Source organism: Geobacillus proteiniphilus, from assembly GCF_001908025.1.
GTDB classification, from domain to species: Bacteria; Bacillota; Bacilli; order Bacillales; family Anoxybacillaceae; genus Geobacillus; species Geobacillus proteiniphilus.
This window is the reverse complement of sequence record NZ_MQMG01000004.1, coordinates 50,430-70,314: the sequence shown is the minus strand read 5'-3', so window position 1 is coordinate 70,314 and position 19,885 is coordinate 50,430. Positions and strand designations below refer to the sequence as shown.

Below are 19,885 nucleotides of genomic sequence, written 5' to 3'. Positions count from 1 at the left end.
AAAGAAAGGATTGGTTTGTATGTGTGGCATTACTGGCTGGGTCCATTTCGGGCGCGATTTGCGCCGTGAGCGGACGGTCATTGACAGCATGACAGAGACGCTCGCCAAACGTGGACCGGATGATACAAATACATGGCTGGACACTCATGTCGCCTTCGGCCATAAACGGCTTGTCGTCGTGGATCCGGCCGGCGGCAAACAACCGATGGTCCGGCAAAAAAACGGACATCGTTATACGATCGTCTATAACGGCGAGCTGTATAATACAGAAGATATTCGCAAGGAACTATTGCGCAAAGGTTATCGATTTGACGGCCACTCTGATACAGAAGTGCTGCTTGCCGCGTACATGGAGTGGAGGGAACAATGCGTCGATTGGCTCAACGGCATTTTTGCCTTCGCCGTTTGGGACGAGGAGCGCGAGCTGTTATTTATGGCGCGCGACCGGCTCGGAGTAAAACCTTTGTTTTATCGAGAAGATGGCGGGGGGCTGCTGTTCGGCTCGGAAGTGAAAGCCATTTTGGCCCATCCCGATGTAAAGGCAGAAGTCAATTATGAAGGACTCGCCGAAGTGTTCGGCCTCGGACCGTCGCGCACGCCGGGGCACGGCGTGTTTGACGGCATTCGAGAGCTGCGCCCGGCACATGCGCTCACGTTCTCTCGCAGCGGGCTTCGCATTTGGCGGTATTGGAATGTCGAAAGCGACGTCCACCGCGATTCGTTCGAGGAAACGGTCGAAAAGCTGCGCTTTCTATTGACGGATGCGGTCACGCGCCAACTCGTTTCCGATGTGCCGGTCTGCACATTTCTATCCGGTGGAGTCGATTCAAGCGCCATTACGGCGATTGCCGCTAATGCCTTCGCGGCAGATGGAAAAGGGTCGCTGCACACCTACTCGATCGATTATGAAGGAAACGACCAGTATTTCCAAGCCAACGATTTTCAACCAAACACGGATGCGCCATTTATCGAACAGGTGTCAAACAAATTTCAAACGGTTCATCATCGCTGCGTGATCACGCAAGAAGAACTGTTCCGCCATTTGCATGAAGCCGTCATCGTCCGCGACGTTCCGGGCATGGCCGATGTCGATTCTTCGCTTCTTTGGTTTTGCAAACAAATTCGCAAACGGTTTGTCGTCAGCTTATCAGGGGAGTGCGCCGATGAAATTTTCGGCGGCTATCCATGGTTTCATCGGCCGGACGATTTGTCTCGGAAAGGATTTCCGTGGATGCGTTCGGTCGACGCGCGCATGGGTCTATTAAAAGATGAGTGGCGGCAAAAGCTTCGCCTTGACGACTATGTGCAAATGCGTTATGAACAAACGCTTGCTGAAGTGCCGCGTCTCGAGGGGGAAAGCGCCGAGGAGGCGAAGCGGCGTGAGCTGTTTTACTTAAATATGATTTGGTTTATGACGACACTGCTTGACCGGAAAGACCGGATGAGCATGGGAGCAAGCTTGGAAGTGCGCGTGCCGTTCGCTGACCATCGCATTGTCGAATACGTTTGGAACATTCCGTGGGATATGAAAATGTACGGCGGCCGAGAAAAAGGCCTTTTGCGAAAAGCGCTCGAGGGCTTGCTTCCCGAAGAGGTGCTCTACCGGAAAAAAAGCCCGTACCCGAAAACGCATCATCCATTGTATACGAAGCTGGTGAAGCAATGGCTTGAACAGCTGCTTCGCGACCGTTCTTCGATTTTACACGAGTTTTTTGACGAGGAAAAGTTGACGGCGCTCGTTGAATCGGAAGGGAAGTCATTCGAGGTGCCTTGGTTTGGACAGCTGATGACCGGTCCGCAACTGCTTGCCTACCTTGGCCAAGTGCACGTTTGGTTTGACCATTACGGCATTCATATTAAAGAATAAGAGCTGCGCTGATGCGCAGCTCTTATTTTCGTGGCGGGAGGCTTCATGCCATTTTCGCTTGCGGCGCCACCGTCTTTTTCATCCAGACGCGCGACCGCCAGCGCCGAAGCATCAACAGTCCGCGCAACCATTCGTCGGCGATGAACGACAGCCAAATGCCGACAAGGCCAAACCCAAGGGCAATGCCGAAGATGTATGCCACTGTGACCCCGACGCCCCACATCGACAAAATGCCCATATAGACCGGAAATTGCACATCTCCGGCTGCCCGCAACGAGCCGATGATGACGAGATTAAACGACCGCCCCGGCTCAAGGATGATGGTTAAAAGCAACAGTTTGCGCCCAAGCCCAATCATCGACGCGTCATCAGTAAAGAAGGAGAGCAGCGGTTCGGCGAACCAATAGGCGGCTGTAGCAAGCAACACGGACATGCCAATGGCGCTGTACAAACTTTTTAAACAACGGGCGTACGCTTCCTCATACCGCCCGGCGCCAACAAAATGGCCGACAAGGATTTGCGTCCCTTGGCTGATGGCGATGCCGAACAAAAAGACGAACATCATAATGTTTTGCGTATACACTCGTACCGTTAGCGCCTCGGCGCCCAGCCACGTAATCAAATAGGTGATCACCATTTGCGCTGTATTGTAGGAAAGGTGCTCGCCGGCTGACGGCACACCGATTTTCAATAGCGAACGAAAGTGGCGAAACGGCAGGGCGCAAAAGGCACGCGGCGCGAGTGCAATACCTGTTCGTTTGCGCAATAAGGCAACGAGCACAACAAAGCCGGCCAACCGGCTGGCTGCTGTTGAAATAGCAGCTCCTTCCGCCCCAAGAGGAGGAAGAGCAAATGAGCCGAAAATAAGGAAGTAGTTTCCGATGACATTGAGTACATTCATGCCGATCGTGACATACATCGTATCACGTGTAAAGCCGTAGCTTTTTAAGATGGCGCCGACCGTCATCATCAGCGCTTGGATGAACAAAAACCCGCCGACAATCGCCAAATAGCTGCTCCCCTCGTCAAACAGCTCAGCCGGCAGCCCCATCAGCCGCAAAATCGGCCGGCTAAACGCGGCAAGAATGGCACTTACCAACAGACCAAACAGCAAGTTGGCAGCAAGGGAAACGAGCGACACTTCAATGGCCTCTTGTTCCCGCCGGGCACCTAAATATTGGGCGACAAGTACGGCGGTCGCCAAGGCAACGAAGTTGAACAGCACGATCGTTAACGCGATGATTTGGTTCGCCACCCCGACGGCGGCGACCGCATGATCCGAGTACTGGCTGAGCATAAGTGTATCAGCGTTGCCCATGACCATATAAAGCAACGTTTCAATAAAAATCGGCCACGTTAATGAGAACAGTGACCATGTTTTTGCCTCTTGGCGCATATTGAGACAACTCCTTTTTCAAATTCCGACTTGAACGATATACTCAGTTTAGCTAGTTTGCTGCATAATGGAAAGAGAAAGAAGCGATTTCACTTGCACATTTCCGACAAGGAGAGAGGGGACAATGCATTATGTTACGTTTTCGCTGCCACCGCTGCCGGTGTTTATTAAAGGGGCGGAAAGCGTATTTCCAAAAGGAAAACGGCATTTTCGCCGCACGTTTACCGTATTTGACTTGCTGTATGTGAAACAAGGCTGTTTGTATATGACGGAAAACGGGCGCGAGTTTGCCATCGGCAGCGGGCAATATTTGCTGTTGATCCCCGGCCGCGAACATTACGGACACCGCCCGTGTGAAGAGAAAACGGAGCTTGTTTGGCTGCACTTTTTGCTGCCGGACTACACGGTTGCTCCGGACTGCCCGGCGAGCCGGCAAACGGTGATGGAAAAAGAGGCGACGTACACTGAGCCAATCCAATACCGGCTTTCGATCCGTCAATATGGGGAGCTGAAACAACGGGAGCGCGCCGAACAGCTGCTCGCCCAACTTGTCGAGCCGAACGTGGAGCGGGATATGGACCGGCCGCTCCGACAGCTGCTTTTGTTTGTGGAATTTCTTTGGCACTTGCAAAAGCAGGAGCTGTCCGTCCCAAGTGCAGCGGAACAAGTCAGTGCGGCGGCGGTGGCGTACATCGAACGACATTTCAACGAGCCGATTACGCTCGAAATGCTTGCGAAAGGGCTCCGTTTTCATCCCGATTACATCACCCGCTGTATGCAAAAAACGATGGGCATGGGATTTAGCCGTTATTTGACGTATTACCGCCTGTCGAAAGCCAAGCAATGGCTTGCGGAAACGAATGAAACAGTCGAGGCGGTTGCCAAGCGGGTCGGCATTGATGATGGCGCGTATTTTTCGCGTGTATTCAAAAAGATGGAAGGGATGACCCCGACCGAATACCGGCGCATGGCTAGGCGTACATAAAACCGGCGCAGCGAACCGCTGCACCGGTTTGTGATCAAAGCAACACATGGCTGCGCCATCTTACCAGCTTTCAACTTTATAGAGCACAAACCCATACGGAGGCAAAGAGGCGCAAAGCGTTTCCGCCTCGGCCGCAAACCGCTCTCCGGTCAAGAGGTCAACAAGCCATTTTCCGCGAAGGTCGAGCGGGAGCGGAATGTCGGCGGCATCATTGCTTCGGTTGATGATGACGAGCACGGTTTCAGCGCCGTCAATTTTTTCATACACGAGATGGTTAGGGTTGTCGTCGGCGGAAAGAAAGGAGACATCTCCGCGCCGGAGCGCCCGGTGCTGCTTCCTTAGCGCAATCAGCCGCTTGACATGCGCCAACAGTTCGCGGTTTTGGTGCTCCGGATCCCACACCATACATTTCCGGCACTCCGGATCGTTTCCGCCCGTCATGCCGATCTCATCGCCATAGTAAATGCACGGCGAACCGGTGAACGTCAGCTGGAACAAAAACAACAACTTCGCTTTGCGGACGTCGCCGCCGCAAACCGTAAGCAGCCTTGGTGTATCATGGCTGCCAAGCAAGTTGAATGCCGCTTCGTTCACCTGTTTCGGATACGAATGAAGAAGTCGGATCATGATATCGGCAAACTGGCGGGCGCTGATTTCCTCTTTCGCGAAAAAGCGAAGCGCCCCGTCCGTGAACGGGTAGTTCATGACGGCGTCAAACTGGTCGCCGCGCAGCCAAGGCATGGCATCATGCCAAATCTCGCCGAGAATGTACACATCGGGCTTTAGCGCCTTGACCGCCTGCCGGAACTCGCGCCAAAATTGATGATCGATTTCGTTTGCCACATCGAGCCGCCAGCCGTCAATATCAAACTCGCGAATCCAGTACGTCGCGACATCAAGCAAGTAGCGCTTCACTTCCGGATGGGCGGTGTTGAGCTTGGGCATTTGCGGCACGAACGCAAACGTGTCGTAATTCGGGCGCGGCTCCGTTTGGAGCGGAAACTCGCGAATATGGAACCAATCTTTATACCTAGACGCTGCGCCGTTTTTTAACACATCTTGAAACGGGCCAAACTCATAGCCGCAATGATTGAAGACCGCATCGAGCATGACGCGGATTCCTTTTTCATGGCAGCGTTTGACAAGTGTTTTCAATGTCTCTTTGTCCCCAAAGTGCGGGTCGATTTCAAAATAATCAGCGGTGTCGTATTTATGATTCGACGGTGCGCGGAAAATCGGCGTCAAGTAAATGCCGGTAATACCGAGATCAGCCAAATAGTCAAGGTGATCGATGATTCCTTGCAAGTCGCCGCCGAAAAAGCTCGTCGGCGTCGGGTCCTCGCTTCCCCACGGCCGCGCCCCTTTCGGACTGATGGCCGGGTTGCCGTTGGCGAACCGCTCGGGGAAAATTTGATACCATACTGTGTCTTTTACCCAGTCCGGCGCTTGGAATAGGTCGACCCGATGAAGAAAGGGGAAACAAAAGTAGTAAGCGGTGTCGTCGCTCGGAGCTTCATGGTAAAATCCTTTTTCCGTATAGACCAGTTTCTCGCCCCCAGCTCGAAGCACAAACCCATAGCGCAGCCGTCGATATGGCGGTTTGACTTCGGCGAGCCAATAGTCAAACAACCCGTCGCTTCCCGTTTTCCGCATCGGCATCGTTTGAAACTGCCAGGCGCCATCGTGCCATTCGTACGGGTCGCCAAAAAGCAGCTCGACGTGGTCGACATCATTTTTCTTTGTTTGAAGCCGGAGATGGAGCGTCTCGCTGTCATAAGCATAAGCGAAATTGTCGGTTGAGCGGTGGTGGATGGCTTCTTTCCTCATTCGCTTTTTCCTCCTTTGTTATCTGAAGCAATCGTTTGCATTAATGCTTCGCTATAATAAAAAGTACGTTAAGAGAAAAGAAAAGTCAAATTTTATAGAAAAAAGGCTTGTAAAATGAAAAATAGGCGTTATAATGGAGATGAGTGGTGCAATCGTTTTCATAGGAAGGATTAAAATTTATTTGTGCAAACGTTTGCCTTATGATTGTACCGCTAAGATTCCGTAATGATGACAGGAGGGGGATTATGAGAAAAGCGTTATCTTTATTTCTCATGGCCGTGTTGTTGATTGGCGTGCTGGCTGCCTGCGGTCCCAAGCGCGATGTCCAGCAGCCGAAAGGAAACGACCAAAAGACGGCAGAACAGGACAAAAAGCCAGAGAAACTCGTCGTGTGGGTGAACGATGATGAAAAACAAAAACAAGCGCTGAAGGATATTTTTCAAAAGTACACGGAAAAAACCGGAATCAAAATCGAAATGGTAGCCGTCAGCATGCTCGACCAAACGAAAAAACTGGCGCTCGACGGACCGGCTGGCAAAGGGCCGGACGTGTTCTATCAACCGCATGACCGCATCGGCGACATTGTGTTGCAGGGGCTGGCCGATCCGCTCGACCTTGGCGATGCAAAAGGCGAGTACAGCCCGACAGCCATCAACGCGGTAACATATGACGGGAAAACGTATGGCGTGCCGATGGTCGTCGAAACGTACGGCGTGTTCTACAATAAAAATTTAGTGCCGGAAGCGCCGAAAACGATGGATGACTCGATGAACATCGCCAAGGAAAAAACGAATGCGGCGAAAGATCAATACGGCTTTTTAATGGAAGCGACGAACTTCTATTTCGTTTATCCGTTCTTTGCCGGCTACGGCGGCTATGTGTTTAAAAATGAAAACGGCAAATACGATACGAGCGACATCGGGCTGGCTAATGATGGAGCCGTCAAAGGGGCGGAGCTCGTCCAAACGTGGTTTAAAAACGGCTACATTCCGAAAGAAATTACCGGCGATATTATGAACGGGCTGTTTACAAAAGGGAACGTGGCGGTTGCCATCACCGGACCATGGAACATCGCGTCGTATAAAGAAGCGTTGGGCGACAAATTAGCGACTGCGCCGCTGCCGGTCTTAGACAACGGCGAGCATCCGAAATCGTTCGTCGGCGTGAAAACATGGATGTTATCAGCCTATTCGCAAAACAAAGAATGGGCGGTCGATTTCATGAAATTTGTGACGAACGAAGAAAATTCGCTCCATTACTATGAAGTGGCGGGTGAAATGCCGGCGAATGAAAAAGCGTTGACGAATGAGAAAATTACGAATGACCCGCTGATCGCCGGCTTTGCGGAGCAAATCCAATACGGCGAGCCGATGCCGAACGTGCCGGAAATGTCGCAAGTGTGGGAGCCGATGGGCAATGCCTTGCAATTTATCGCGAAAGGCGACAACCCGAAAGCGGTGCTGAGTGAGGCGGTCAAAACGATTCAAGATAAAATCGCCGCCAGCGGCGCTGGAAAATAACGCGTGATGTCGTGGTGGATAGGATCAGCCCTATCCACCATTCTTATCCATACGATAGGGGGGAGTTCGGATGCCGGAAGCAAACGTCCGCCATCGGCCGGCGGTGGCGATGGCGCTGTCGCTGTTGTTTGCCGGCCTTGGGCAATTGTACAACCGCCGGTATGTCAAAGGAATTTTGTTTATCATCATTGAAGCGGCCTTTTTGATGACGTTTTATAACTTTTTGAACATCGGGCTGTGGGGACTCGTCACGCTTGGCGAAATCCCGATGCTTGATCATTCGATTTTTCTCTTGATTCAAGGATTGGTTTCGGTCATCATCATCGCTTTTGCGGTCGCGTTGCACATTGCGAACATCATTGATGCGCGCAACGATGCCCGCCGCCGGCAACGCGGCGAGCCGTTTCCATCGCTGATCGAATCGTGCCGTCATGCGTGGGATCGGGGGTTTCCGTACATCTTTGTGACGCCCGGGCTTGTGATGCTGTTGTTTATCGTGGTGCTGCCGCTGTTGTTTATGGTGTCGCTCGCATTTACCGACTACAACTTGTACCACTCGCCGCCGCGCCATTTGTTGAATTGGGTTGGGTTGGAAAACTTCAAAAACTTAGTGTCGATTCCGATTTGGAAAAGCACGTTTTTTAGCGTCCTCGCGTGGACAATCGTTTGGACAGTTGTCGCGACAACGATGCAAATCGCCCTTGGACTGTTTTTGGCGTTGCTTGTCAACGATCCGCGCATCAAGTTTAAGCGGTTCATCCGCACGGTGTTGATTTTGCCGTGGGCCGTGCCAGCGTTTGTCACGATTTTGGTGTTTGCGGCGATGTTCAACGACAAATTCGGAGCCATCAACCGCGAAGTGTTGAGTTTGTTTGGGGTGTCGATCCCGTGGATGACCGATCCGTTTTGGACGAAAGTGGCGCTTATTTTGATTCAAACGTGGCTTGGCTTCCCGTTCGTATTTGCGTTATTTACCGGCGTTTTGCAAAGCATTTCCCGCGACTGGTACGAAGCGGCCGACATCGACGGAGCGACGCGCTGGCAAAAGTTTCGTTCGATCACGCTGCCGCACGTCTTGTATGCGACGGCGCCGCTGTTGATTATGCAATATGCCGGCAATTTCAACAACTTTAACATCATCTATTTGTTCAACGACGGCGGCCCGGCCGTGCGCGGGCAAAACGCCGGTGGCACCGACATTTTGATCTCTTGGGTGTACGATTTGACGTTTACGACAAACAACTACAATATGGCGGCGGCGATCTCGCTTATTATCGGTTTCATTGTCAGCGGGTTTGCCATTTACCAGTTCCGGCGCACCCGTTCCTTTAAAGAGGAGGGGAACATTTGATGAACCGCAAATGGAAATCGCACGTGGAAGTGGCGCTTATTTATTTGTTTATCGTCTTCATGTTTGTCGTCATCGCCTATCCGCTCCTTTGGGCAATCAGCATGTCGCTCAATCCAGGAACAAGCCTGTATTCGGCATCGCTCATCCCAGAGAAGTGGACGTTCGAGCATTATAAATGGTTATTTACCAGCCCGCAGAGCGATTATTTGCTTTGGTATAAAAACAGCTTGTTTGTCGCTGCGGCCAATGCGGTGTTATCAGTCTTTTTCACGGCGCTCATCGCCTATGCGTTTTCGCGCTACAAATTCGTCGGGCGGAAAACGGGGCTGTATTTGTTTTTAGTTTTGCAAATGTTTCCATCGCTCATGGCGATGGTGGCGATCTATATTTTGCTCAATATGCTCCATTTGCTCGATTCGCTTTGGGGGCTCATTCTTATTTATGTCGGCGGGCAAATTCCGTTTAACGCGTGGCTTGTCAAAGGCTACTTTGATACAATTCCGCGCGAGCTGGATGAGGCGGCGCGCATGGATGGAGCCGGCCACTTCGGCGTCTTTTTCCGCATTATGCTGCCGCTTGCCAAGCCGATTTTAGCCGTTGTCGCCTTGTTTAACTTCATGGCGCCGTTCACCGACTTTTTGCTGCCGTCGATCGTCTTGCGCGATCCGGACAAATTTACGCTGGCGGTCGGGCTGTTCAACTTTATCAGCGACCGGTTCGCGAACAACTTCACCCGCTTTGCCGCCGGCTCGATTTTGATTGCAGCCCCGATTGCCATCGTCTTTTTGTTCCTGCAGCGGTATTTGATTTCTGGCTTAACGGCTGGTGGCACAAAAGGGTAAGAACCGCTATCATATAATAGGGGGATTACCCGTTTCCGAACGAGCAAATGAATCGGGAAGGGAGGAATGGAAATGGGGAATCGGCTCTTTATGTTGTTCGTCCTTCCGTTCCTTCTTTTTTATGCCATGCCGGCTGCGGCGGCGGAGAAAGAAGAACGGACGTGGCAAGATGAAGCCATTTATTTCATTATGGTCGACCGGTTTAACAATATGGATCCGACAAACGACCAGGACGTGAATGTGAACGATCCGAAAGGGTATTTCGGCGGCGACTTGAAAGGGGTGACGGCGAAACTCGATTACATCAAGGAGATGGGATTTACCGCCATTTGGCTGACGCCGATTTTTAAAAACATGCCGGGCGGCTATCATGGCTATTGGATCGAAGATTTTTATCAAGTCGATCCGCACTTTGGCACGCTGCGCGATTTGAAAACACTCGTCAAAGAAGCGCATAAGCGCGACATGAAAGTCATTTTGGATTTTGTCGCCAACCATGTCGGTTACAATCACCCATGGTTAAATGACCCAACGAAAAAAGATTGGTTCCACCCGAAAAAAGAGATTTTCGACTGGAACGACCAAACACAGCTTGAAAACGGCTGGGTGTATGGGTTGCCTGATTTGGCGCAGGAAAATCCAGAGGTCAAAAAGTATTTAATTGACGCTGCCAAATGGTGGATTAAAGAGACCGACATTGACGGCTACCGGCTCGATACAGTGCGCCACGTGCCGAAATCGTTTTGGCAGGAGTTTGCGAAAGAAGTCAAATCGGTGAAAAAAGACTTTTTCCTTCTTGGTGAAGTGTGGAGCGACGATCCCCGCTATATTGCGGAATACGGCAAATACGGCATCGACGGATTTGTCGATTACCCGCTGTATGGCGCGGTGAAGCAGTCGCTTGCTAGGCGCGATGCGTCACTGCGCCCGCTGTATGATGTCTGGGAATACAACAAAACGTTTTACGACCGACCGTATTTGCTTGGGTCGTTTTTGGACAACCATGATACAGTGCGGTTTACGAAGCTCGCGATTGACAACCGCAACAACCCGATTTCACGCATTAAACTGGCCATGACGTATTTGTTCACCGCCCCTGGCATTCCGATCATGTATTACGGGACCGAAATCGCCATGAACGGCGGCCAAGATCCGGACAACCGCCGTCTGATGGATTTCCGCGCCGATCCAGAAATCATCGATTACTTGAAAAAAATCGGCCCGCTTCGCCAAGAGCTGCCATCATTGCGGCGCGGCGATTTTACGCTGTTGTATGAAAAAGATGGCATGGCGGTGTTTAAACGGCAATATCAAGATGAAACGACGGTCATCGCCATCAACAATACGAGCGAAACGCAGCATGTCCATCTCCCCAATGACCAGTTGCCAAAAAACAAAGAGCTGCGCGGCTTTTTATTGGACGATCTCGTCCGCGGCGATGATGACGGCTACGACCTTGTGATCGACCGCGAAACCGCGGAAGTATACAAGCTGCGGGAAAAAACGGGGATCAACATCCCGTTTATCGCCGCCATCGTATCGGTTTACGTGCTGTTTCTTTTGTTTTTATATTTGGTGAAAAAACGGGCAAAACGGATCAATGAATAAATGGAAAGGAGGGGGCTTATGACCGTTACGATTAAAGATGTGGCGAAAAGGGCCAATGTCGCGCCGTCGACCGTGTCGCGCGTCATCGCCGACAGCCCGCGCATCAGCGAGAAAACGAAGCAAAAAGTGCGCGCGGCGATGAAAGAGCTCGGCTATCATCCGAACTTTATCGCCCGCAGCCTCGCGAACCAAGCAACGCAAGTGATCGGCATCGTCATGCCGAGCTCGGCCGACCAAGCGCTGCAAAACCCGTTTTTCCCGGAAGTCATCCGCGGCATCAGCAAAGCCGCCCATGAAAAGCGGTACGCCTTGCAAATGTCGACAGGGGAAAAAGAAAGCGATATTTACGAACGGGTGGTGGAGATGCTGCAAGGGCGGCGAGTGGACGGCGTCATTTTGCTTTATTCTCGTCAAAACGATAAACTGATGAAATACTTGCAAAAGCACGACTTCCCATTCGTCGTCATCGGCAAGCCGCACCAAAAAGCGGAACAAGTGACCCATGTCGACAACGACAACGTCCAGGCGGGCAAAGATGCGACGAACTACTTGATTGCCTACGGCCATGAGCGCATCGCGTTTGTCGGCGGCAATCCGCAATATTTGGTGACCGTCGACCGCCAAAATGGCTACGCCGCCGCCTTGAGTGAAGCCGGGCTGCCGTACCGCCCGGAATATGTCGTCCATGAAGAATTTTTGCAGGAAGGCGGCCAAGAGGCGATGAAGGAGCTTCTTTCTTTGCCTGAGCCGCCGACTGGGCTCGTTGTCGCCGATGATCTCATGGCTCTTGGGATGCTGAAGACGCTTGATGAAATCGGTCTTCGCGTCCCAGAAGACGTGTCGATCGTCAGCTTCAACAACACGCTGCTCGCCGAAATGTCGCGCCCGCCGCTCACGTCGATCGACATCGGCATTTTCCAGCTCGGCTATGAAGCAGCGAAAAGTTTAATCGAAAAAATCACCAACCTGAATGAACCGATCAAGCGCATCATCATCCCGCATCGTCTCGTTGAGCGTGGGTCATGCGCTAGGCGGTAAAAGAACACAAGGCGGATGATTAGAAGGCGTCCCGTTGCTTGAAGTGACCTCTGTCAAGTAGACAGGAATAACTTTCTTTTTTCTGTCTACTATAAGGGGATCATATCAGCTGTTGGGACGCCTTTTCTATTGCCGCATATACACCTAAAAGGTCTCGCGCACGAAGAAAGCCTCCCATCGCTGCCTAATTGGTGTGAGGCGGCATGGTCAACCGCTCAGTTCAGGATTCATCCCTTGTCTCGAAAGCTTTGGTCGTTTTTAACAAATTGCTCATGGACGAATGTGGGATCATTTTTTACACTTTCGTCGAAATACAAGAAAGGAAATTTGCGAGCGAAAGAGAAAACAGAAAACAAAGCAAACACGGAGGTGAACACAAGATGATCGTGACCCGCGAACAGGTGAAATCCATGTGGGAAAAGTTCGTATTTCATAACGAGCTCGATCCCGATTTGCCGCCCATGATTCGAGACTCTTGGCTTCGGTCGAAAAAAGCGATGGTTGATCCGTTTCGGCCGTACGGGTGGATTAAAGAAATCGACAATGAAAAGTACCGCTCCTTGATCGATTGGTCATTGCCGTTAATGGAAGGGTTGTATTCGATTGTCAAAGGATCTGGATTTTTGGTGATCCTGTGCAATGAAAACGGACAGTTGCTTTTGTCGATTGGCGATCGCGAGCCTTTAGCGAGGGCGGAAGAAATCGGGTTTATCGCGGGGGCGGACTGGAGCGAGCAAGTGATGGGGACCAACGCCATTGGCACATCGATCGCCATTGATCGTCCGATTCAAGTGTTTGCTGAGGAACATTACACGAAAATATGCCAGTCATGGACGTGTTCCGCTGCCCCCATCCATGATCCCGACGGTCGAATCATTGGTGTATTGAATATGTCAGGACCGTATGAAAAAGTGCACTCTCATACGCTAGGAATGGTTGTATCGGCCGTAAAAGCGATTGAATATCAACTAAAATTACATGAGAATGCGGAAAAAAACGTGATGATGCAACGGTTTTTGGAAGCGACAACGAACAATATGAAAGAAGGCATTTTAATCATCGATCGCGATGGGAAGATCGTAAAGGCGAACAACCAGTTAAAAAAGCTGTTCCGTATACCACAACTGCAACTAGAAGAGAAAAAGCTCGACGATCTTTTCAATGATTCCACTATCTGTTCGAACCACCCGCTTCATTTGCAAAATCAAGAGCTGCATCTAAGCGTCAAGCCTTCAAACGCGGTGCACCATGTGTTAGTTGACAAGATTCCAATTTACGAGAAAAAAGAACGAATCGGATCGATGATCATTGTAAAAGAAATTGAAAAGGTACGCCAGTTTGTCAACCACCTATCGGGAAACCAAGCGAAAATCACGTTTGCGGATATGATCGGGCAACACCCGTGTTTCATTGAGAAAATGAACGAAGCGAGGCTCGCCGCAGCGACAGATTCCAACGTGTTAATATTAGGGGAAAGCGGAACAGGAAAAGAGATGGTGGCTCAGGCGATTCATAATGAGAGCAAGCGGAGAAACAAACCGTTTATTGCCATTAACTGTGGAGGCATACCGCGTGATCTCCTTGGCAGTGAGTTGTTCGGATATGTGGACGGGGCATTCACAGGAGCGAAAAAAGGGGGAAGCGCCGGAAAGTTTGAGCTTGCCAATGGGGGAACGCTTTTTTTGGATGAGATTGGCGAAATGTCCTTGGAAATGCAAGTGTTGCTTTTGCGCGTTATTCAAGAAAAGGAAGTGATGAGAATTGGCGGGCACAAAGTGATCCCTGTTGATGTAAGAATCATCGCAGCGACCAACAAAGACCTTCGCCAGGAAGTGCAAAAAGGCAGCTTTCGCGAAGACTTGTTTTTCCGGTTGAATGTTATGCCGATTGTTCTCCCGCCGCTTCGGAAAAGAAAAGAAGATATTCCGCTTCTCGTCCGTCATTTTATTGAAAAACTGGCTCACAAACGAAATAAACCGTTTCCTGAGATACGGTCCGATTTCTTAGAGGCGCTTATGCAATACGATTGGCCAGGAAATATTCGCGAGTTGCAAAATATGATCGAGCGGGTGCTGAATCAGTGCACAAAACCGGTATTGACAGCGGCTGATTTGCCGGAAGAAATCTTTCAGCCGTCCTGCTCGTCTCAAGTTGAGGAGAACATAGCCATCTCCCGGAATGAGATGAAAAGGCAATCCATCATCGAGGCGTTAAAGCAGTGCAACGGCAACATTTCCAAAGCTGCCCGTTATTTAGGCATATCGAGAAGCACATTTTACCGGCAAATGGATAAATGGAATATTAGGTATTGACTGTCCCATTTTGTATCAAAGTGTAGCGACAAAGTGAAACAAAATGAAACACTTTGTCGCTGTTTTTGTTTAGGTTGGATCAAAAAGACGGCTTTGGATAAACAATTTGGCGGACGAAGAAAAGGAAACAAGCGTTGGAACGATTTTTGCTTTATAGAAATGATGAAAGCGGTACCAATCAAGTGAAGGAGGAGAGGAAGTTGGCCATTTCCAAGGATCATCTTCTTTGGATGTACGAAACGATGTACAAAATTCGCTGCTATGAAGACAAAATGGCGGAGGCGTATGCCGAAGGGAAATCTCCTGTGTTTAATATCGGCGCGGGGCCGGTGCCAGGGGAAATGCATTTGGCCACTGGACAAGAACCGGCTGCAGCTGGGATGTGTGTTCACTTGAAAAAGGAAGATACGGTGACTGCCCCTCACCGTCCGCATCACCATGCGATTGCCAAAGGGGTGGATTTGAACCGGATGACAGCAGAGATTTTCGGAAAAGCCACTGGACTAGGAAAAGGAAAGGGCGGCCATATGCATTTGTTTGATCCTGACGTCAAATTTTCCTGCGGAGGGATCGTTGGGGCTGGGATTCCTCATGCCCTTGGCGCGGCGCTGGCGGCCAAGAAAAGGGGGACGGATTGGGTGGCGGTTGCGTTTATCGGCGAAGGAGCCGCCAATCAAGGGGCATTTCATGAATCGTTAAATATGGCGGCATTATGGAAACTGCCATTAATTGTTGTCATTGAAAACAATCAATATGGAATTTCTGTGCCGAAAACGGCGTCTACAGCGGTTCCCTCGAATGATGTACGGGCAGCCGCCTATGGCATTAAAGGATACTATGTCAAAGACAACGACCCGATTGATATGTACAACGTATCGAAAGAAGCGGTTGAACGTGCACGAACTGGACAAGGGCCGTCGATTATTGAGATTGAAACATACCGTTATTTAGGACATTTCCAAGGCGATCCGGAAGTATACCGGGATAAAAATGAAGTGACGTTGCTTCGCCAAAAAGACCCCATTATTCGCCTTCGCAACTATTTGTTGAATGAATGTGGGGTAACAGAGGAGACGATTGCACAGTTGGAAAACAAAGCGACATTTGAGGTCGATCAGGCGTACGCGTTTGCGAGAGAAAGCGATTATCCCAAGCCGGAAGAGGCATTGGAAGATGTGTTTGTCTAATTTCATAGGAGAAAGGAGTTTTGCCATATGCAACAAACAAAACAGCGGCTGTTAACGGGAAATAAGGCGCTGGCTGAAGCGATTCGCCTTGAGATGGAGAGAGATCCGAACGTCTTTGTGATGGGAGAAGATGTCGGAGTATACGGTGGGATTTTTGGAGCGACAGAGGGATTGTTCCAAAAGTTTGGACCGGAACGGGTCATCGATACGCCGATTTCTGAGACCGCGTTCATCGGTGCTGCCATCGGCGCCGCTGCGGAAGGAATGCGGCCGATCGTGGAGCTGATGTTTGTCGACTTTTTTGGGGTTTGTATGGATCAAATTTACAACCATATGGCGAAAATTCCGTACATGTCCGGCGGCAGGGTGAAACTGCCAATGGTATTGATGACGGCGGTGGGAGGCGGTTACAGTGATGCCGCCCAGCACTCGCAAACGTTGTACGCCACCTTTGCCCATCTTCCCGGGATGAAAGTCGTCGCTCCGTCGACGCCATATGATTTAAAAGGGATGATGATTTCCGCTATTCGCGATGATAACCCTGTTGTCTTTATGTTCCATAAAACCTTGCAAGGGCTCGGTTGGATGGATCAGCTTGATGCTTCGATCGGGCATGTACCGGAAGAGGCGTATACTGTGCCGCTTGGGAAAGCAAATATTGTTCGCGAGGGAACGGATATCACCATTGTCGGTATTCAAATGACGGTGCATCAGGCGCTCGAAGCGGCCAAAAGACTTGAGCAACAAGGCATTCAAGCGGAAGTGATCGATTTGCGCTCTCTTGTCCCGTTGGACAAAGAGACGATCATTCAATCGGTTAAAAAGACACACCGCTTGCTTGTTGTTGATGAAGACTATCTGTCGTACGGGATGACGGCGGAAATTGCCGCGATTGCCGCTGAACATTGTTTGTATGATTTGGAGGCGCCGGTGAAACGGATTGCTGTTCCGGATGTGCCAATTCCTTATAGCCGTCCGCTTGAACAATTTGTATTGCCAAATGCCGATAAAATTTTCCGTGAGGCGATCCAACTCGTCAATGAATAAGGAAAAGTTCGTTCCAAGGGAGGCAGCTTATGGTTGTCGAAGTGACATTGCCCAAACTATCCGATTCCCACGATGAAAGTTTCATTACGTTTTGGCACGTTTCCGAAGGAGATGCGGTGGAAAAAGGAGCCACGCTAGTGGAAGTGCAAACAGAAAAGGCCGTTTCAGAAATTCATGCTCCCGAGTCGGGAACAGTAAAAGAGATCAAAAAGAAACGAGGGGATACGGCCAAGGTCGGCGAAGTACTGGCCGTCATTGCCGTCGAAACGTTTGCTCCGGACGGCGGAGATCCGCAGACAGAGATCAAGATCACCCCACGCGTAAAAAAAACTGGCCAAGGAGCTTGGCGTCGATTGGAGTACGGTCACACCGACGGGGGCGAACGGCAAAATCACGGAAGAGGATATTCGTCGTGCGGCGAGCGCGGGAAAACAAAGGACTCCTCAAAAAACATTCGTGGCTGCCCCGTCAGTGCGAAAGTTTGCCCGCGAGCAGAACGTGTCTTTAGAGGAAATCACTCCAAGCGGAAAGAACGGAAGAATATTGAAAAGCGATATTGAAGCAGCATTGTCGGTTCGGCAGCAAAAAGCAACAGATGAGGCTGCTGCCAGTGTTGAGATTGTCAAGAAGCAGGAAAGCCGGGAAAAAGTGCGCCGAGTGCCGCTGACAGGCATCCGCAAGGCTATCGCCCAAGCGATGGTGCGGTCAATGCGGACCATTCCGCAAGTCACCCATTTTGGCGAGGCCGATGCGACCCGTCTTGTTCAACATCGCCGACGGATCCAACCGCTAGCCGAGCAACAAGGGGTGAAACTGACCTATTTAGCCTATGTGGTAAAAGCGCTGGCGGCGGTGTTGAAAAAGTATCCAATGCTCAACGCCTCGCTTGATGAGGAACGAGAAGAAATCGTCATTCACGAATTCATTCACATTGGGTTTGCGGTTGACACTGACCGTGGATTGCTCGTCCCGGTGATTCGTGATGCGGATCAAAAATCGTTGTTCCAAATTGCGAAAGAAATTGAAGAATTGACGGCGAAGGCGAGAGCGGGAACGATTCAAGCGGTGGAGATGAGCGGAGGGACATGCACGGTTTCGAACATCGGCTCGGCCAATGGTTCGTGGTTCACGCCGATTATTCATTATCCACAGTCTTGTCTTTTAGGAATCGGGAAAGTTGAGAAAAAACCGGTGGTCGTCGATGATTCGATTGAGATTGCTTCTGTGATGCCGCTGTCCCTTACTTACGATCACCGTCTTATTGATGGGGTGATGGCTCAACACGCCTTAAATGAATGTCAAACGTACTTGTCTGAACCGGATTGGCTGCTTGTTATGTGACAAAAAACCCCGCCCCATTTCGGGGGGGGGTGAGAGAAGAGGGGCACCTTGTAAAGAAGTAGAGGAACATCGTAGCTTTATCGTACTCGTTTTTTTACAATCACGCCATATTTTTGTGAGAAAAGGTAACGTGATTTTGTTAAAAAGGTTTGGCGCCAGCGGCTGCCGCGGTCAATCGCTGATGAACTTGCCGCCATTTACATGAAGCATTTGCCCGGTCATGTACGACGATTCGTCGCTCGCCAAAAAGACGTAGCACGGGGCGACTTCGCTCGGCTGGCCGGGCCGTTTCATCGGGGTGTTGGCGCCGAACGCGGCGACTTGCTCGCTTTGAAAGGTGGATGGGATGAGCGGCGTCCAAATCGGGCCCGGGGCGACGCCGTTGACACGGATGCCTTGGCCGACGAGCGCTTTGGCGAGCGAGCGGGTGAGGGCGACGATCGCGCCTTTTGTCGCCGAGTAGTCGATGAGTTGCTCGTTTCCTTCGTAGGCGGTGATCGAAGCGGTGTTGATAATGGCGCTTCCGTTTTTTAAGTGCGGGAGCGCCGCTTTCGTTAGGAAAAAGTAGCCGAATACGTTCGTGCGAAACGTTTTTTCCAGCTGCGCTGCGGTAATGTTGAGAAAGTTCGGCTGCGGATGCTGCTCGGCGGCGTTGTTGACGACGATATCGAGCTTGCCGAACGCTTCGATTGTCTGTTTCACCGCCTCTTTGCAAAACGCTTCGTCCCCAATGTCTCCCGCAATCGCCAGACACCGTTTTCCTTCCTGTTCGACAAGCCGTTTTGTTTCCTTTGCGTCCTCATGTTCGTTCAAATACAAAATGGCGACATCGGCCCCTTCTTTGGCGAAATGGACGGCGACCGCCCGGCCGATGCCGCTGTCGCCGCCGCTGATGATGGCGACTCTGTTTTCGAGCTTGCCGCTCCCTTTATAGGTGTCTTTGATGGTGACCGGCTGCGGGTTCATCTCCGTTTGCAGGCCCGGCTGGCGCGTCTGGTGTTGCGGCGGCAGCGTCGTTTGTTGCTTCGTGACCATATTTGCTCCTCCTTGGGCATGTATTGTCATCATTAGTATGGGACGGAGGAGGGGAAATATGTGTCAAGTGGACATCTATGATGAAAAATATGGTGAGCCAAGAGGAGGACTTAGTTTCCTTATTAATCCATTATCAATACAGTAAAAATCAACAAAAAGAGGATGTGCACATGAGTTAAAGGGATTTGAACTCACGATGGCGAATAAAGAGGCAGAAGATTTTACCGTCTATTTAGCTCAAGATCGCAAATTTCGTGGGAATGACGGGCTTCAGCACCTTGTCAGTGAACTGAAACATTATGTTTTCCCTAAGTATGAAGGAGGGGATGATGAATGATCAAAAAGGAAGATCAGTTGATTTCGTTATTTGGGAGTATGCCTCCCAAAGGAGACCATTCTCCGATGGATTGGAAGAGTATTCGTAGACAAGCGAAAGAAGAATGGCTGAAAAAGTTGGAGAATCGTGAACAAATAAAAACAAAAAAGTGACTGTATATCGTTCGGGTGGAGCATTCAACGAAAAACGACA

15 protein-coding genes and 1 pseudogene are annotated in these 19,885 nt (G+C 50.6%); 13 read left to right on the top strand and 3 right to left on the bottom strand.

Features of this window, described 5'->3' with window-relative positions; genetic code table 11:
- Positions 1 to 19: 19 nt before the first annotated feature.
- Entirely contained in the window at positions 20 to 1,867 is a 1,848-nt protein-coding gene (gene asnB, locus BRO54_RS02750) for an asparagine synthase (glutamine-hydrolyzing) (protein WP_074043053.1), read from the top strand.
- A 43-nt stretch (positions 1,868 to 1,910) separates the two neighbouring features.
- Here the strand turns inward: asnB and BRO54_RS02745 are convergent, their stop codons facing one another.
- Positions 1,911 to 3,263 (bottom strand): MATE family efflux transporter, encoded by a 1,353-nt coding sequence (locus BRO54_RS02745; RefSeq protein ID WP_033845538.1) that lies wholly within the window; start codon positions 3,261 to 3,263, stop codon positions 1,911 to 1,913.
- 124 nt (positions 3,264 to 3,387) lie between these two features.
- On the opposite strand from BRO54_RS02745, the gene BRO54_RS02740 reads away from it, so the two are divergent.
- Positions 3,388 to 4,248 carry an AraC family transcriptional regulator gene (locus BRO54_RS02740; protein WP_011230205.1) on the top strand — a complete coding sequence of 287 codons (861 nt, stop codon included), beginning with the start codon at positions 3,388 to 3,390 and terminating at the stop codon, positions 4,246 to 4,248.
- Between the two features lie 60 nt (positions 4,249 to 4,308).
- Here the strand turns inward: BRO54_RS02740 and BRO54_RS02735 are convergent, their stop codons facing one another.
- On the bottom strand, positions 4,309 to 6,075 hold the full coding sequence (locus tag BRO54_RS02735; protein ID WP_074043052.1) for an alpha-glycosidase: 1,767 nt from the start codon (positions 6,073 to 6,075) through the stop codon (positions 4,309 to 4,311).
- A gap of 245 nt (positions 6,076 to 6,320) precedes the next feature.
- On the opposite strand from BRO54_RS02735, the gene BRO54_RS02730 reads away from it, so the two are divergent.
- From BRO54_RS02730 to BRO54_RS20970, 9 genes and pseudogenes are all read left to right on the top strand, one after another.
- On the top strand, positions 6,321 to 7,595 hold the full coding sequence (locus tag BRO54_RS02730; RefSeq protein ID WP_074043051.1) for a sugar ABC transporter substrate-binding protein: 1,275 nt from the start codon (positions 6,321 to 6,323) through the stop codon (positions 7,593 to 7,595).
- A gap of 70 nt (positions 7,596 to 7,665) precedes the next feature.
- A complete protein-coding gene (locus tag BRO54_RS02725; protein WP_074043050.1) occupies positions 7,666 to 8,946 on the top strand; it encodes a carbohydrate ABC transporter permease in 1,281 nt (426 codons plus the stop codon).
- Entirely contained in the window at positions 8,946 to 9,788 is an 843-nt protein-coding gene (locus BRO54_RS02720; protein WP_074043049.1) for a sugar ABC transporter permease, read from the top strand. The genes BRO54_RS02725 and BRO54_RS02720 overlap by 1 nt, the downstream gene beginning before the upstream one ends.
- 72 nt (positions 9,789 to 9,860) lie before the next feature.
- The gene (locus BRO54_RS02715) at positions 9,861 to 11,396 is read left to right on the top strand and encodes an alpha-amylase family glycosyl hydrolase (protein ID WP_074043048.1); all 1,536 of its coding nucleotides are present in this window, start codon (positions 9,861 to 9,863) and stop codon (positions 11,394 to 11,396) included.
- Between the two features lie 18 nt (positions 11,397 to 11,414).
- Positions 11,415 to 12,434, top strand: a complete 1,020-nt coding sequence (locus tag BRO54_RS02710; RefSeq protein WP_074043047.1) for a LacI family DNA-binding transcriptional regulator — start codon at positions 11,415 to 11,417, stop codon at positions 12,432 to 12,434.
- A 380-nt stretch (positions 12,435 to 12,814) separates the two neighbouring features.
- The gene (locus BRO54_RS02705) at positions 12,815 to 14,746 is read left to right on the top strand and encodes a sigma-54-dependent Fis family transcriptional regulator (RefSeq protein ID WP_074043071.1); all 1,932 of its coding nucleotides are present in this window, start codon (positions 12,815 to 12,817) and stop codon (positions 14,744 to 14,746) included.
- Between the two features lie 200 nt (positions 14,747 to 14,946).
- Positions 14,947 to 15,933 carry a thiamine pyrophosphate-dependent dehydrogenase E1 component subunit alpha gene (locus BRO54_RS02700; RefSeq protein ID WP_074043046.1) on the top strand — a complete coding sequence of 329 codons (987 nt, stop codon included), beginning with the start codon at positions 14,947 to 14,949 and terminating at the stop codon, positions 15,931 to 15,933.
- A 27-nt stretch (positions 15,934 to 15,960) separates the two neighbouring features.
- A complete protein-coding gene (locus BRO54_RS02695; RefSeq protein ID WP_011230214.1) occupies positions 15,961 to 16,980 on the top strand; it encodes an alpha-ketoacid dehydrogenase subunit beta in 1,020 nt (339 codons plus the stop codon).
- A gap of 29 nt (positions 16,981 to 17,009) precedes the next feature.
- Positions 17,010 to 18,321: pseudogene (locus tag BRO54_RS20970) on the top strand (dihydrolipoamide acetyltransferase family protein).
- A gap of 171 nt (positions 18,322 to 18,492) precedes the next feature.
- On the opposite strand, the gene BRO54_RS02685 reads toward BRO54_RS20970, so the two are convergent.
- Entirely contained in the window at positions 18,493 to 19,356 is an 864-nt protein-coding gene (locus tag BRO54_RS02685; protein ID WP_074043045.1) for an SDR family oxidoreductase, read from the bottom strand.
- Between the two features lie 196 nt (positions 19,357 to 19,552).
- Between BRO54_RS02685 and BRO54_RS19770 the strand changes: the two genes are divergently transcribed.
- Both BRO54_RS19770 and BRO54_RS19980 read left to right on the top strand, forming a co-directional pair.
- Entirely contained in the window at positions 19,553 to 19,693 is a 141-nt protein-coding gene (locus tag BRO54_RS19770) for a hypothetical protein (RefSeq protein ID WP_161496640.1), read from the top strand.
- Complete coding sequence (locus tag BRO54_RS19980) at positions 19,690 to 19,845, top strand: hypothetical protein (RefSeq protein WP_167367366.1); 156 nt, start codon at positions 19,690 to 19,692, stop codon at positions 19,843 to 19,845. Before BRO54_RS19770 ends, BRO54_RS19980 begins: the two co-directional genes overlap by 4 nt.
- Positions 19,846 to 19,885: the final 40 nt, after the last annotated feature.

What these genes read in the sequence shown, in the direction of transcription:
- BRO54_RS02730 (WP_074043051.1), top strand. Translation starts at nt 6,321, where the DNA reads ATGAGAAAAGCGTTATCTTTATTTCTCATGGCCGTGTTGTTGATTGGC.
- BRO54_RS02715 (WP_074043048.1), top strand. Translation starts at nt 9,861, where the DNA reads ATGGGGAATCGGCTCTTTATGTTGTTCGTCCTTCCGTTCCTTCTTTTT.
- BRO54_RS19980 (WP_167367366.1), top strand. Translation starts at nt 19,690, where the DNA reads ATGATCAAAAAGGAAGATCAGTTGATTTCGTTATTTGGGAGTATGCCT.
- BRO54_RS02705 (WP_074043071.1), top strand. Translation starts at nt 12,815, where the DNA reads ATGATCGTGACCCGCGAACAGGTGAAATCCATGTGGGAAAAGTTCGTA.
- BRO54_RS02735 (WP_074043052.1), bottom strand. Translation starts at nt 6,075, where the DNA reads ATGAGGAAAGAAGCCATCCACCACCGCTCAACCGACAATTTCGCTTAT.
- BRO54_RS02695 (WP_011230214.1), top strand. Translation starts at nt 15,961, where the DNA reads ATGCAACAAACAAAACAGCGGCTGTTAACGGGAAATAAGGCGCTGGCT.
- BRO54_RS02740 (WP_011230205.1), top strand. Translation starts at nt 3,388, where the DNA reads ATGCATTATGTTACGTTTTCGCTGCCACCGCTGCCGGTGTTTATTAAA.
- BRO54_RS02725 (WP_074043050.1), top strand. Translation starts at nt 7,666, where the DNA reads ATGCCGGAAGCAAACGTCCGCCATCGGCCGGCGGTGGCGATGGCGCTG.
- BRO54_RS02710 (WP_074043047.1), top strand. Translation starts at nt 11,415, where the DNA reads ATGACCGTTACGATTAAAGATGTGGCGAAAAGGGCCAATGTCGCGCCG.
- asnB (WP_074043053.1), top strand. Translation starts at nt 20, where the DNA reads ATGTGTGGCATTACTGGCTGGGTCCATTTCGGGCGCGATTTGCGCCGT.
- BRO54_RS02720 (WP_074043049.1), top strand. Translation starts at nt 8,946, where the DNA reads ATGAACCGCAAATGGAAATCGCACGTGGAAGTGGCGCTTATTTATTTG.
- BRO54_RS02745 (WP_033845538.1), bottom strand. Translation starts at nt 3,263, where the DNA reads ATGCGCCAAGAGGCAAAAACATGGTCACTGTTCTCATTAACGTGGCCG.
- BRO54_RS19770 (WP_161496640.1), top strand. Translation starts at nt 19,553, where the DNA reads ATGGCGAATAAAGAGGCAGAAGATTTTACCGTCTATTTAGCTCAAGAT.
- BRO54_RS02685 (WP_074043045.1), bottom strand. Translation starts at nt 19,356, where the DNA reads ATGGTCACGAAGCAACAAACGACGCTGCCGCCGCAACACCAGACGCGC.